Annotated in this window: 13 protein-coding genes and 1 pseudogene; 8 read left to right on the top strand and 6 right to left on the bottom strand. The window is 53.4% G+C overall.

Annotated elements, in window-relative coordinates:
• Window positions 1–67 precede the first annotated feature (67 nt).
• Entirely contained in the window at window positions 68–1,447 is a 1,380-nt protein-coding gene (gene aroA / locus H6F43_RS16125; protein WP_190343743.1) for a 3-phosphoshikimate 1-carboxyvinyltransferase, read from the bottom strand.
• Window positions 1,448–1,601: 154 nt separating this feature from the next.
• Between aroA and H6F43_RS16120 the strand changes: the two genes are divergently transcribed.
• Window positions 1,602–2,075, top strand: coding sequence for a hypothetical protein (locus H6F43_RS16120; protein WP_190343742.1), 474 nt, complete (start codon window positions 1,602–1,604; stop codon window positions 2,073–2,075).
• A 48-nt stretch (window positions 2,076–2,123) separates the two neighbouring features.
• On the opposite strand, the gene H6F43_RS16115 is transcribed toward H6F43_RS16120, so the two are convergent.
• Window positions 2,124–3,740 carry an iron uptake porin gene (locus H6F43_RS16115; RefSeq protein ID WP_190343741.1) on the bottom strand — a complete coding sequence of 539 codons (1,617 nt, stop codon included), beginning with the start codon at window positions 3,738–3,740 and terminating at the stop codon, window positions 2,124–2,126.
• Between the two features lie 327 nt (window positions 3,741–4,067).
• Here H6F43_RS16115 and H6F43_RS16110 point away from each other — a divergent pair, with 327 nt between their 5' ends.
• The 3 genes from H6F43_RS16110 (at window position 4,068) to H6F43_RS16100 (ending at window position 7,399) form a co-directional block, all read left to right on the top strand.
• On the top strand, window positions 4,068–5,081 hold the full coding sequence (locus H6F43_RS16110) for a multicopper oxidase domain-containing protein (protein WP_190343740.1): 1,014 nt from the start codon (window positions 4,068–4,070) through the stop codon (window positions 5,079–5,081).
• A 183-nt stretch (window positions 5,082–5,264) separates the two neighbouring features.
• The gene (locus tag H6F43_RS16105; protein WP_190343739.1) at window positions 5,265–6,278 is read left to right on the top strand and encodes a helix-hairpin-helix domain-containing protein; all 1,014 of its coding nucleotides are present in this window, start codon (window positions 5,265–5,267) and stop codon (window positions 6,276–6,278) included.
• Window positions 6,279–6,448: 170 nt separating this feature from the next.
• Window positions 6,449–7,399: an FTR1 family protein gene (locus tag H6F43_RS16100; RefSeq protein ID WP_190343738.1), complete on the top strand. Its 951-nt coding sequence runs from the start codon at window positions 6,449–6,451 to the stop codon at window positions 7,397–7,399.
• Between the two features lie 110 nt (window positions 7,400–7,509).
• Here the strand turns inward: H6F43_RS16100 and H6F43_RS16095 are convergent, their stop codons facing one another.
• Both H6F43_RS16095 and H6F43_RS16090 read right to left on the bottom strand, forming a co-directional pair.
• Window positions 7,510–8,034, bottom strand: a complete 525-nt coding sequence (locus H6F43_RS16095; RefSeq protein WP_190343737.1) for a GGDEF domain-containing protein — start codon at window positions 8,032–8,034, stop codon at window positions 7,510–7,512.
• A gap of 516 nt (window positions 8,035–8,550) precedes the next feature.
• On the bottom strand, window positions 8,551–9,720 hold the full coding sequence (locus H6F43_RS16090) for a serine/threonine-protein kinase (protein WP_190343736.1): 1,170 nt from the start codon (window positions 9,718–9,720) through the stop codon (window positions 8,551–8,553).
• A 101-nt stretch (window positions 9,721–9,821) separates the two neighbouring features.
• Here H6F43_RS16090 and H6F43_RS16085 point away from each other — a divergent pair, with 101 nt between their 5' ends.
• A complete protein-coding gene (locus tag H6F43_RS16085) occupies window positions 9,822–10,538 on the top strand; it encodes a phycocyanobilin:ferredoxin oxidoreductase (RefSeq protein WP_190343735.1) in 717 nt (238 codons plus the stop codon).
• Window positions 10,539–10,635: 97 nt separating this feature from the next.
• Here the strand turns inward: H6F43_RS16085 and H6F43_RS16080 are convergent, their stop codons facing one another.
• Window positions 10,636–11,430 (bottom strand): Uma2 family endonuclease, encoded by a 795-nt coding sequence (locus H6F43_RS16080; protein ID WP_190343734.1) that lies wholly within the window; start codon window positions 11,428–11,430, stop codon window positions 10,636–10,638.
• Window positions 11,431–11,625: 195 nt separating this feature from the next.
• Here H6F43_RS16080 and H6F43_RS16075 point away from each other — a divergent pair, with 195 nt between their 5' ends.
• Window positions 11,626–12,354 carry a sucrose-phosphate phosphatase gene (locus H6F43_RS16075; protein ID WP_242025673.1) on the top strand — a complete coding sequence of 243 codons (729 nt, stop codon included), beginning with the start codon at window positions 11,626–11,628 and terminating at the stop codon, window positions 12,352–12,354.
• Window positions 12,355–12,474: 120 nt separating this feature from the next.
• Here the strand turns inward: H6F43_RS16075 and H6F43_RS16070 are convergent, their stop codons facing one another.
• Window positions 12,475–13,194 (bottom strand): DUF4230 domain-containing protein, encoded by a 720-nt coding sequence (locus H6F43_RS16070; protein WP_190343732.1) that lies wholly within the window; start codon window positions 13,192–13,194, stop codon window positions 12,475–12,477.
• Window positions 13,195–13,329: 135 nt separating this feature from the next.
• On the opposite strand from H6F43_RS16070, the gene H6F43_RS16065 reads away from it, so the two are divergent.
• Complete coding sequence (locus H6F43_RS16065) at window positions 13,330–13,611, top strand: DUF2470 domain-containing protein (RefSeq protein WP_190343731.1); 282 nt, start codon at window positions 13,330–13,332, stop codon at window positions 13,609–13,611.
• A gap of 103 nt (window positions 13,612–13,714) precedes the next feature.
• A pseudogene (locus H6F43_RS16060) lies at window positions 13,715–13,965 on the top strand (ABC transporter substrate-binding protein); the annotation flags it as partial.

The following is a 13,965-nucleotide window of genomic DNA, read 5'->3' as shown; positions in this document are numbered from 1 at the left end:
TAGTAACCCCCTCCTTAGACAAGATACTCGGCAGATACCTGTCTATTTCCCAAATTGCTCACGGTATCTAGCTGCAAAGCGTGGTTAACGTTGGCACAAAGTCGGGATAGGAAACGGCAACCGCTTCAGCCCGGTGAATCGTAGTCGTGTCGCTGGCGTTGAGCGCCGCGATCGCCAAACTCATGGCAATCCGGTGGTCGGTGTGGCTATCGACTTCGGTGCCGTGCAGCGAGTGCCCCCCCGTAATTTCCATGCCGTCGAGCCGCTCAGAAACTTGAGCACCCATTTGATTCAACTGGCTTGCCATTACCGCAATCCGATCGCTTTCCTTCACCCGCAATTCTTCGGCGTCTTGAATTTGAGTCGTTCCTTCTGCAAACGCCGCCGCCACAGTCAGAATAGGAATTTCATCGATCAGGCGAGGAATCAACGCCCCTGCGATCGTGCAGGCTCTCAGCGGGGCACGAGTTTTGCTTCCGGCATAGCGCACGCGCAAATCTGCTACAGGTTCTCCTGCAACTTCCCGGCAATTCTCTTGAGTAATATCGGCTCCCATTAGCTTCAGCGCGTCTAGGACCCCCGTACGAGTAGGGTTGACGCCAACATTTTCGATCGTTAAATCAGATTCCGGCACGATCGCCCCTGCCACCAGCCAAAACGCAGCAGAGCTGATATCGCCGGGCACAATCACCGACTGACCCTCCAGACGGGCGGGTCCAGTCACCGTCACGCTGCACGTGTCCGGATCGACCGTCACCTCTGCGCCAAATGCCCGCAGCATCCGTTCGCTATGGTCGCGAGAAAGGGCAGGTTCCGTCACCGTTGTTTGCCCTTCGGTCATTAGTCCTGCCAGCATAATGCACGATTTCACCTGAGCCGAGGCGATCGGGGATTGGTAATGAATCGGTTGCAGCGCCTGCCCTCGAATTGCCAGCGGCGCCAGCGAACCGCCTTTGCGTCCCCAGATTTCTGCGCCCATTTGCCGCAGCGGATTAACCACCCGCGACATGGGGCGCGATCGCAGCGAACCGTCGCCAGTCACCGTGAAAAACCGCTCTGGATGTGAGGCAAGGATGCCCAGCATCAGGCGCAGCGTCGTTCCAGAGTTGCCTGCGTCCAAGACGTTAAGCGGCTCCAAAAGCTGCCCAAGCCCAATTCCTCGCACGTGGACGCGATCGGAATTTAGCTCCGAAATCTCGGCTCCCAGCGAGCGAAAACAGGCAGCAGTGCTGCGGGGATCTTCGCCCAACAGCAAACCCTCGATCGTCGTTTCTCCTTCAGCCAGTGCGCCCAACATCAGCGCCCGATGGGAAATGGATTTGTCGCCCGGTACTCGAATTCGCCCCTTGAGTGCTAGCCCCGTCGAGGGACGTGCAATGGTGAGGTCTTGTGTGAGATTGTGCTGATATTCAGACGCTTTAAGAGAGATTACGTTCGGCACACGCATGGGGATCAGATAGGCTGACATATGGACTGCGTTCGCGATCGTACCGCTTCCGCGCTCCAACTCACTGTTCGCCAAGCGTCAGAGTTAATACCTTTATACTCTGAGCTGCTTCTGCCCTTCTATCCACAACTCCTCATTCGTTACTCACTGTCTCATGCTTAGCCAGCACCAACGCTCTGTTTGCCTCTCCGTTGTTTCCACCGATCTCCCTGTCGCGTCAGGCGTTGAAACGGTTGGCACCCTGTACCAAAAAGACCACGAGCGGTTTGATCTGGTGTTGACAGAGCCGATCGTGCAGGATTATGTGCCAGCCGGGTTCCCCACGCCTGTCCCAGCACCGCGCTTGGTCTGGCTAGAGTTGTCTCCCTATCGGGTGGCGATGACGGTGCAGGGCAATGGACAATTCAGCTACCGCCATTTGTGGGAGCAAGGGATCTACGGACCGAGCCGCTACTGGCTATCCGACGCGATCGTGCAGGTGCCGCAGTCGCTACCGTTGCGCAACTTTACCCGCAGCTTAGTACTCCAAGGGCGTCCATTGCCGACGCTGCTTCGCGTAGAGTACGAACTGTGGTCAGGAGCCTTGCCACTAGGACGATACGTGCTGAACCTGGACATTCACCACTGAGGAGATCGAGTAAGCGCTGCCCACTCGATCGCGAACCGCCATTCGCTATTAGAACGTGAACGTTGTCCGCACCGTGCCGATCACAACATCCTCATTGGCGCTATTGTGGTCGGGAGCCGTCAGCCAAATGACTCCCGGCGTGATTGCAATGCTGTCCGTGAGTTGGAACTGATAGAACCCCTCGACATGCAGGGAGGTATCCGCATCTTCCGACAGCGCCAAGCCTAGGTTCCCGTCTACGCCCGTCACCTTCGGCTCCATTCCCACAATAACGCCCAGCACGTTGCCCTTTCTGCCCAAGTCTGGGAACGCCAGCCCTACCGACCAGTTCCAGATATCCGCCTCGCCCCGGAAGCCTGCGCCCACCGATCGCGCGATCGTGTACCCCACCGAGCCGTTCAGGACAATGTTGGGGCTGAACTGGAACGACGCACCAATTCCAAACGCATTCACGGAGAAAGGCAACCCTGTAGAGTCCACAAAGTTTGCTTGAGTGCTGCCCGTGCTGCCATTAGCAGTGAAGTCGTTGTTGTAAGCGTTGATGTAGGTTAGTCCCAGGGTAAATGCTTCGGACGGCTTAAAGGTTATCTGAGCGATCGCGCCGTAAGGACCATTAAACAAGCCGCTGCCGCCGCTGGGATCGTTCGGGCTGTTTGCCAAGTAGCCCAAGCTGAGTTCCAAGCTGTCGCTAAACTCGTGCTGGATGCCAATTCCAGCACCGTTCAGCAGATAGTAAATGGGATTGCGGGTGCCAAAATGGCTCAGTGCACCCGTGGCACCGTCGCCGTCGAAGAAAGGATTGATGGTGTTGGTGAAGTCGTCGATCGCGCCTGCGTTGGCTTCCAGTGTTACCGTGGTTCGTTCACTCAGCGGGAACTGGTAGAGCAGCGCGTCGATGCCTGCTTGGTTGCCGGTGTCTCCGGCAAAGCGGAGATCGCCTTCGCGGGTGAAGGTTGCCGTTTCCGAGAACAGCGGCGTATTGGCGGCTTGAATCCGCGTTCTTAGCAAGTCTCTGCCCGTGAAGCTGGTGTCAAAGTTGAGGCGGACGCGATCGCTGAAGATGGTGCCCTTCTCTACGTCTCTGCCGTTGACCTGATCGCCAGACAGCACGCCAGAAATTGCCAGCACGACTTCACCATTGAGCTTCGTTGTCGTCGAGAACTGCTGACGCTCCAGCGTTGTTGCGCGAGCTTCTAAGGCATCGACGCGACCGCGCAGCGTGATCAATTCGACTCGAAACTCTTCTTGGAGTCGCTGCAGCGTCGCCAAATCTTCTTTTTTCACTAAGTCCGCGGTTGCAGCCGCGATCAGCTCGTTGACGCGATCGATACATGCATTCAGTCCAGCGGCAAATTCATAACGGGTCAGAGCGCGATTGCCACGATAGGTACGATCGGGATAGCCGACAATGCAGCCGTAGCGCTCCACCAGCGATTGCAGCGCCTGGAATGCCCAGTCGGTTGGTCGGACATCGGTTAGCTGAGACACCGATGTAACTTGGTCCATCACTTCAACGCCTCGCCCCTCAGCGCCATAGACGTTAAGTTGGCTAGATGGGTCGGCAGGAGGTACGCCATCTGTCGCACCAGCGGCGACGGCAGCAGTCGAGATAGCGCCCAACGCAGCAGGGCTAAGCAGTAGTGCAGTCCAAAACAGTCTCGTCATTGGTTTGTCATCCTCACACCTGAACACAACGATCGCGCATACTCAGCGTACCTGAAAAGGGAATCATAATCATTCTCATTTGCTGCAGTTGCAAGCTTAAAGCAGCCGCAGCAAGGGTACGAATCTTAGAGTGGGCACACACCCTGAGCGATGTGTTCGGGTCTCTCCGTACCAGCAGCATTATAAATTAGCCGCCATATAAACTAGCTATTGTTCCTTAAATGAGAATAATTGACAATAACATTATTTGTGCTTATACTTCAAATTCGTTAAGGCTCTTGAAAGAGTTTTTCAAAAGCGCATTTTTTCAGATGCGCTCATTGCTGTATGGCAGATCGCTTTGTACTTAAGCCAGGTCGCTGGAATCGTCGGGCATTTCTAACAGCGGGATTAGCAGGGGCAGGAATCGGTGCGGGCGCGATCGCGCTGAACGGGCTGAATCGATCGCGCGCCTCCCCCCGCGTGACGGTGCCGCCGATTCCGGCAACTGAGGCTGCTCCAGCAGGCATCAATCCGCTAACATTTCTGCGACAGTTCGACTATGGCACCGTGACTCGCGAGAACGGACGCACGGTGCGAGAATTTCGCGTTGAGGCACGCACCTCTGCAATCAAATTAAATAAAGCCACTTCGTTCATCACGTGGAATCTGAATGGACAGGTACCCGCGCCGACGTTTCGCGCTATGGAAGGCGACTTAATTCGGGTGATTTTCTACAATCGCGCAGGGCACTCGCACTCGCTGCATTTTCACGGCGTTCATCCGGCGCAGATGGATGGCGTCAGACCAGTTCGCAACAGCAGCGTGTTTATCTACGAATTTGAGGCGGCTCCGTCTGGCGTGCATCTCTATCACTGCCATGTTGCACCCGTGACGCGCCATATTGGTAAAGGACTTTACGGCATGTTTATCGTCGATCCGCCGACGCCGCGTCCGCCTGCCGATGAGATGGTGCTGATTATGGCGGGCTACGACGTAAACGACGATCGCAAAAACGAGCTGTACGCCTTTAATGGCATTCCTGATTTCTACATGGAGCATCCGATTCCGATTCAGCAAGATCAGCTTGTGCGCCTGTATGTGCTGAATATGATTGAGTTCGATGCGGCGGCGACGTTTCATCTGCACGCCAATATGTTTCGAGTGTTTCGCACTGGGCGATCGCTCCAGCCAGATGAAGAAACCGACGTGATCACAATGGGCACCGCTGAACGGCACATTTTAGAGTTTTCCTATCATCATCTTGGCAAGTTTATGTTCCATCCACATCAGGACGCAATCGCCGAGGCGGGCTGCATGGGGATGTTTGAGGTGATTGGCAGTCCGCCAGCGAAGAGTTAAGGGGTTGTCGGTTTTTCTCAAAAAATAGCGGCATTTATTGACAGGTATTGGACAAGTTACCAGAGTATGCTTCACTACTTTTGATAGGAATTATTTTCATTTAGTTCATGTGAGCGACGCGATCGCCGTGTCAAAACATGTCCGTTTGCCATTGATTTAGCTGTTGCACCTTATTAAACACGTATGTCTGTTCTGCGCTTCATCGGCTTATTTCTCTCAGCACTGGGTTTGTCAATCTTGGTGTCTTGCACCAATCAAACGACGTCCAGTACTCCGTCTGCTAGCTCCGTGCCCGCTGCCCAAACTAGCCCCGCTAGTCAGCACATGCATGGCGGCAAGCCCAAAATTAATATCAACTCAGCGATCCTGTCAGAACTCGACAAGCTAGAGGCAAAACTGGGCGTGCCTGCGCTGTCAAATAAGATTCAAGCCAGTCGCCCCTACGGCAAGATTGACGAACTGGTGTCCAAAAACGTGATTTCTCAAGAGCAGTTCGATCAGATTAAGGACCAAGTCACGATCGAAGACATCGTCCTGACCGGAGAGGCAAAGGACGTGGACTACATGACCAAGCTGGGCTTGATGAAAGGGCACCTGATGGTCGCGAAGGAACTGCTCGATTTGCAGAAGCCGGACCAAGCAGAACCCCACATTGGACACCCGGTAGAGGAAATCTACGCGGATGTGGAAGACCAGCTTAATGAGCGCAATGTCAAAGAGTTTAAGAGCACGCTGATTGCGCTGCAAGATATGGTCAAAGCAGGCGCGAAGGATGCAGCCAAAGTCAGCAGCGAGTTTAAGACCTCAATGCAGTCGGTGGACGGCGCGATCGCGGGACTGCCTGATACACAGCGTCAGTCGCCCAGCTTTGTGCTGCAAGTGATCAACGGACTGCTGGATACGGCAAACTCCGAGTACGGCGCAGCGATCGCAGATGGCAAGATTTCTCAGGTGATTGAGTATCAGGACTCGCGCGGCTTTGTGGAGTACGCAAACCAGCTATACAGCGGCGTTGCAGCACAGATGCAAAAGGGCATGCCGCAGGATCACACGGCAATCCAAAGCACGATGGCAGATTTGACCAAAGTATGGCCCGCACCAATTCCGCCAACGGCTCCGGTAAAGACTCCCGATGAGGTCTCGAAACTGGTCAAAACCGTTGAACTAAGTACTCAGAAAGCCGTGAAATCGTCCTAAAATCGGGTATCTGAGCGTATGCGGGTACGGACGTATAGGAAGTGGTCTCCACCCAAATTCCCACCCGTTTTTATTCCTTGCCAGAACCCCTGTTCATCTGCTAGAGGCTGTCGTGTTGTTTTCTGCCCGATCGTCCCGCTGTTTGTTCGCTGTTCACTTGGACTTGACTTATGGATTTTAGTTCTGCGTTACCGACCTTTATCATTACCTTGCGGGAAGGGGTCGAAGCGGCGTTGGTGGTGGGCATTGTGCTGGCGTATTTGCGCAAGGCGCAGCAGTCCCACCTTAACCCCTGGGTCTACGGCGGAATCGTCGCAGGTCTGGTGGTCAGCGCGATCGTCGGGGTGCTGTTTGGCTGGCTGATTCCAGCACTCGGCACGGCGAATCAGAAATATGCTCCGGTGGTAGAACCGCTGCTAGAGGCTGTTTTTAGCTTGGCAGCGATCGGCATGCTGAGTTGGATGCTGATTTGGATGACGCGGCAGGCGCGACTGCTAAAAACTCAAGTAGAAGCCGCCATCGGTGACACACTCAAAGGCGACAATCGGGCAGGTTGGGGCGTGTTTGGTTTAATCTTCTTCGCAGTCTTGCGCGAGGGATTTGAAACCGTTCTATTTATTGCTGCCAAATTCCAGCAGGGAGTGATTCCTGCGCTGGGAGCGATCGCAGGCATTGTGACCGCTGTGGCGATCGGCTTTTTGCTGTTCCGCTTTGGCGTCAAGATCAATTTGCGCCAGTTTTTCACCATGATGGGGATCTTTCTGCTGCTGATTGTAGCGGGGCTAGTGGTGTCATCGCTGGGACACTTTGACACCGCCCTCAGCGCTCTGGCTCAGATCGATCGCAAATCCGCAGGGCTCTGCATTTACTACGAGCGTTTTACGAAAGTTCACTCCTGCGTGCTGGGTCCGCTGGTGTGGAATACCAGCAAGGTGCTGCCAGAACGCGACTTTCCAGGAATCATTCTCCACACCCTGTTTGGCTATGAAGACACGTTTTATCTAGTGCAAGCGATCGGCTACGTAGCATTTTTGGCGATCGTGGGTGGAATTTATCTGCGCAATCTGACAGGCTGGGGGGCTAAGCAAAATCGAACGGTGGAATCCACAGTCCGCAGTTGACTGTGAATTAAATCAGGTGCTGCAAAGGCAGAGTCAGCATCCTATCTGTGTGGGACAGCCGTTGCGGCTATCGCACATTTTGAATCTGAATGAATCTGGCTACTCGCGATTTAGCGTGCGGTAAGAATGCGACTTCTACCCGCTGCTTTTGCCCGATCGAGCGCAGCAGACGCTGATTGGTAAAGAGATTGCTGAGTAATTCCATCTCTGGGATACTCCGCGACCCCCGCGCTAAACGTGATCATTAGCGTTGTCGTATCGGCTGTAAAGGGCTGCTGCTGAGTGAATCGTAGAATCTCTGCAAGGCGCACTACCACATCGTCTTGCGTTGCACCATACAGACCCATAACAAACTGTGCATCACTCCATCGCGCGAGAGCGTCTTTGCTGCGGAATGAGGAGCGTAGGAGTTCACTAAAGCAATCCAGCACATTATTGCTGATGCTGGAGCCATAGCAATCGTGAATGTGTTGAAAATCATCAATGTCTAGAACCACAAGACAGAGCGGCTGGTTGTAACGCTCTGCCAGCGACAACAGTTGACTTAGATCTTGGGTGAACGCGCGGCGAGCATCCACTCCCGCTAGATTTCGCATGAGGCGCGATCGCTCAAGCCAATTCGGAATCCGCATCATGAGGTTGATCCAAGAGTGAGCTTGTCAATGCGGCGATTGCCGCTGCTTAAACACCGACACAGCTAAATCCAAACTCGGCTCTGATGTTAGAGCTTGAATCGGCTGTACGGAAAATGGATGTATCAAAAGCGGTTTGAACGCGGTCTTGAACTCGGTAAGTTAGGGTAGCGCCTGTATCGTTGCATGCTAGAGCCAGCGGCGTGAAGTCGCGGCCCTTTACTCTTTACTACTATGTCGATAACGCGGCAATTTTGAGCCATCGTTCCATCAAGTTCATCAAACTTTATTTGTACGATCGCTCCGGTTTAAACCCTCGCGGTCCAGCTTGACGAATGAATTCTTTGCAAGTAAAAGCTCTAACGGATTGACTGGCAACGCGCGATCGTTCTCATCCCTCACCCGTCCCCACGGGAGAGGAGCGCGAATTCAACATCGGGTTTCCTTGCCGATGGGCAAGCGCTAGAGTGAGAGCGATCTGGGCACTGAATTTCAGTGTCGTCAACCAGGGCAGCTTCTCTACAGCCGGGTCACTGGCAGCTTCAACCACGTTGCTAGCTCAAACGCCAGCCATTCAAGCTCCTCTTGAGTGAGCAGTGGGTTGCCCCGTAGCTCAAACTTTTGGTCACCTGCCCACAGTATCAGTTGAGCGTCCGCGTCTTGCTCGTCAGTGGCAGTGCGGCGGTATTCCAGCTTGTGGATTGCCTGCCGAGGAGCCGTCAGCGGGCGACTAGACTGAAAGCCCAACCGCTTACTGATTAATGAAATCTGCTGAGGATCGATCTGAAGCTGGAGCTGTCCCAGCCGGGACGGAATCAGGAGCTCCAGACTATTGGTGTCTTTGGTCAGCCAAACTTTAGTGTCGCTCGGTTTGGCGATCGCTGCACCTGTGAGTCTGCGTCCTCCATGCTCCAATGCTTGCAGTGCCTCTTGAGCCGACTTAGCCCGGTGCTCTAAATTTGGCTCCATCAGCCACTCTAGCCAGTCGGTAAATTCAGGGCTGAGACTCGTGACTCCCGTCAGATCGAATTTAATGCCGCGACGCGGCAGGCTGGACGGATGAGTGCCTGTCAAAACCGTTACCAACGTTGCCCCCAAGCTGTAGAGATCTGAGGCGGGAATCGCCCGTCCGCTAAACTGCTCCGGTGGCATGTATCCGTAGGTGCCAACGACCGTAAACGCCGTATCATTATTGCCAGACAGCGCCTTGACCGACCCAAAATCGATCAAGTAAAGCTGCCGATTTGCTAGCAGAATGTTGCTCGGTTTAATGTCTCGATGGATGATTGGAGACGGCTGTCCGTGCAGATAGTCCAGTACTAGCAGCATCGCCTTAGCGACCTGTTTGGTCTCCGTTTCCGTTAGGCGGCGTCCTTGTAGAACGAGCTGCTGGAGCGATCGTCCATCAATGTGGCTGCGGACCAGCGCGATCGCGCGATCGTTGGGTAAGGAATGCTCAAAAAAGTCTAAATAACGTGGAATGGCAGGATGAGACAGCGACTTAAGAATTTCAACTTCGCGCTCAAACAGCTTCAAATCGTCCCAATCTAGTTCTTCATCTAGCACTAACAGCTTAATAATCACTTGCTCTTGAGTCGTCATATCGCGAGCGAGCAGCGTCCATCGTCCAGTTTGTTTACCAATCTGCCGTTCTACCTCGTAGCGATCGCCGAGAATTTGACTCACCATTTTCAGTCACTCCATACTTACAGCCTTTATAGCCTCCGTAATTCCACGACAGCAACCAGATTTTTGCTAACCTAGCTGATCACTCCCCTACTCCTTAGCCTATGCCCTCCCTACACGAGCAGCTTCATCCCACCATTCGCCAGCTTGCAGAGTTGATCGAAGGCACATGGCAGCAGCACCTGGATTTATCGCCCTATGTTCTTCCTGCTGAGCTTGGCTACGTCGAAGGACGGCTCGAAGGCGAGAAGCTGACGATCGAAAACCGTTGCTACCAAACGCCGCAGTTTCGCAAGCTGCATCTGGAAATCGCCAAGGTTGGCACAATGCTCGATATTTTGCACTGCGTCATGTTCCCCCGACCCGATTACGCCCTACCGATGTTTGGGGCAGATTTGGTTGGCGGACGCGGACAGATCAGCGCTGCGATCGCGGATTTATCGCCACTCAGTCGCGATCGTCACTTGCCCACAGGTTATGAGCAGGCGTTGAAGGCGCTGCCAACGCCGAAATTTGCTCAGGGGCGATCGCTACCTGAATGGGGGGATATTTTTTCGGAGTTCTGCGTGTTCGTCCGCCCTAGCAACTTAGAGGAAGAAGCCGAGTTTGTGTCTCGCGTACAGTCGCTGCTGCAAATTCACTGCCTGCAGGCGATCGCGACGCAGCCGACGCCCGATCGTCAAGCCGAACTTCTTGCAGGACAGCGCTATTACTGCACAAAGCAGCAGCAGAACGACAAAACCCGCCGCGTTCTAGAGAAAGCTTTTGGTACTGAGTGGGCAGAGCACTACATGACTACGGTGCTGTTTGACGTCGTGTAGAAGACTCTTGATGCTGCGCCTCTTTACGGTTAACTGGCGCGTAGTCTGTAAGGCTTGATCGCGGCTACCGATTCGGTTAGCGCTGCATGAGCACTACTCAAAGTTGATCGGGGTCTTCCCCCAGTTCTCGCAACCGATTTGCTAAGCGTTCTGCTCGCTGTCGCTCTTGTTCTGCTCGCTGCCGCTCTTGCTCTGCTTGCTGTTGCGCCGCGTCTGCTTGCTGCTGCGCGGCTTCATTCTGCATTAGAACTAGGTTGCCCTGTTGGTCATAGAACCGCAGCCAGTAGCAGGTTCCTGTAGGCGGCTCACGGCGAACGCTGCCCTCCCACGTGCCCAGCCAAAGTTGCAAAGTTTCGCACCAGAGCCAGCCTCGATCGTCAGCGCTTAACGGTTGGTAGCGTTGAGACGCGTCTAAATGCCAGCCTTGCAGGGAATCGCGATCGAAGGGGTCAAAGATGAAATAGTCGGCTGTGCGGAAAGTACGTTCGTACAGGTCTTTCTTGACGCCTTTGTCTACTGCAGCGGTACTGGGCGACAGCAACTCAATGATGACATCCGGATAGCGTCCGCCTTCTTCCCACGTTACCCAACCCTGCCGCTCTCGGCTACCATCTACATCCAGCGCCACAAAGACATCAGGTCCACGGAAGTCCCGATTCATGGCTTGGTCGCGACTGTAGTAAACGAACATATTGCCGCCTACGAACACATCAGACCGCGATTCTAGTGCGGTCAGCGCTGAGTCGATCAAGACGTTCACGGCATGGCGATGGCGATTCGTCTCTAAAGGTTCTCCATCATCAAAAATCAAGTCCGTCGGCGGTTCTGGAAAGTTCCACTCTGGCTCAACAACAGGTTGAAATTCTTGATTGGGAACGGTTTCCGTAGACATTTCGCACAGACTCCCGCATGTCTAGGGTGAATACTGTTTAGTCTAAGCGATTCTCAAAAACTGGAGCGCTCGTACTACAGCAACGCGCTCTCAGAAAAACAACCAGCCAAGCGGTTTAGGGCAACTGGGTCTAGCTCTGTTAGAACGTTATTTTGAGTTTACTAGTAGGCGATCGTAGCTGTGTCAAGGCTTTTGTTGGTTACCGATCTCGACAATACCTTGGTTGGAGACGATGGCGCTCTACAACGCTTTAATGGTTGGTTTAAACAGCACCGCCAGACTTATGGCTCAAAACTAGTCTACGCAACGGGGCGATCGTTAAAGTCCTATCAGCGGCTGACAACTCAGATAGCATTATTGGAAGCGGATATTTTGATTGCTTCCGTCGGAAGTGAAATTTATTACCCAGGCTATAAATTAGATGAGGCTTGGTCTAGTCTGTCCTCCCTCGACTGGAATCGAGCAGGCATTGTAGCGATCACCCAACAGTTTCCGCAACTGATTCTTCAATCTGAGAGCGAACAGCGTCCCTTCAAACTGAGCTTTGTTCTTCATAAAGAGGACGCATTCATTTTGCCAGAGCTACAAGCTCAACTCATTATTCAAGGGATTGAAGCTGAGCTAATTTATAGCAATGATCATGACCTTGATATCATGCGGCGTAAAGTCAATAAGGGAAGTGCACTCACTTATATTTGTCGAGCACCCAGATTTGCAGCCAAACAAATAGTGGTTTGCGGGGATTCGGGCAATGACATTGCCTTATTTGCAGTCAATAAGCTTGGCATCATTGTTGGCAATGCTCGAACAGAACTGCTTCAGTGGCATCAGGATAATCTTGAGGACGATCGATACTTAGCTCAGGCTAACTATGCTGGTGGAATTATAGAGGGGCTAAAACACTTCGGTATTATGCATGAATAGAGTTGTGTTTGCCGCTGCTTAGCTACGACATTAGTCTGCTTGTAGAAAAGGATAAGTTGGGAAGTTAATGGTCAAAGAACGACCTGTAGAGTAGGCTTCTCACCTACACGCTACGCAGAGCTATTTTTCCGTTCTACCAGAAGCTAGACACGCCTCGATCGACGATGCCGCCATCTCCACGCTGACTTGCTTGTAGCCTGCGGTCGTTAACAGTTGAGTAACGACAAGCTTGGCACGATCGTTCGCAGTCGTCAGAAGCCCATTTTGGCAAGCGGCGGTTTGAATCGTCTTCAACGCCTGCTGCTGCGCTAGCGTTTGCAGTTGCGGTGCCACATCCGGTCCCAGGTTAAGCACGCCGCGATTGTAGTCATAAACGGTCGATCGGCTGACATCGATTTTGCTGTCGAGCAGTTGAGGCGGCGGCAACTGAATCCGAACTTGCTCCCCCACCACTTGCACATTCTCCGTCCTCAGCTTGCTCAAATCCACACCCGCCCGGACCTCTCCGTAGGCGATGTAGAGCAATTTCGTTGTTCCTACAACCCAACTGCCCACTGTAGAGTCCTGACTCGCTGGCACGACTGCCTGCATCGTGAACGTTGCGGTCGTGAGTTCACTGACATTGCGGACCTGTTGAATGACGACCGACTGCACATCCACCTTAGGCGGGGGCGGCTGACCAAACCAGTTGCCCAACGCGCTCACCCAACGATCGCCCGATCGCCACACGCTGACCAAGATTAGCAATCCCGTCAGCAGCATGCTGCCCGCCAACCCTAGCTGCACCATCCGCAGCAAGTGTACGCCCTTCCACGATCGTTTTGGCTTATTCTGACCCATTCGGTCGTCCGCTCAGTAAAATCCAATGATGCTCCTGTCCCATCTTAGTTCCCCTGCCCAACTTCACCGAGAATTTCATTACCTGTCCCTATTTCTCCCTGTATCGTTGAGAATAGCCGTTTTGGAAACCTCCGCATGTCCGACCCGTTTTCTCCTGAAATCAGCAATCGCATTTGCGCTCACATGAACGATGATCACGCGGATGCCATTCTCCTCTACGCCAAAGTGTTCGGCAACACGACAGACGCCACCGCTGCAAAAATGGTGTCAATCGACGCAGAGGGAATGAATCTGAACGCGCAAGCAAACGATCGCGAAGTTCCCTTACGAATTGCGTTTGACCACAAGCTGCAAGACGCGGAGGACGCCCACCAGACGTTGATTGCTATGGTACGGCAGGCAAAAGTGAACGAGTAGGGGAGTTTTTAGTGATTAGTTTTTAGTTCTTGATCAGAACTAAGTATTTGATCGCTAGCCACTACCGACTGGTAACGAATAACTAATCGCTAATCACGTAATCATGTTGAGGAAACTGGGGCGCTACGGACTGCTTGCGATCGCGCTGATGCTGGCAATCTCTTTAACGAACTGCACGGGAAGTAATCCGGTGCAGTCTCCGACAGGACAATCCAACTCCGCTTCAGTTCCTCAAGGAGCGCTGGTCTACGGTGCTGGAGGGCAACCCGTGAACCTGGAACCGGGCAACATCACCGATGGCAACTCGATCACCGTGCAGGACCAGATTTATAATCGCCTGATTGAATTCAAGCC

Origin of the sequence: Leptolyngbya sp. FACHB-36 (assembly GCF_014695955.1) — a bacterium.
In the GTDB taxonomy this organism is placed as follows: Bacteria; Cyanobacteriota; Cyanobacteriia; order Leptolyngbyales; family Leptolyngbyaceae; genus FACHB-36.
This window is presented reverse-complemented; position numbering and strand designations above follow the sequence as displayed.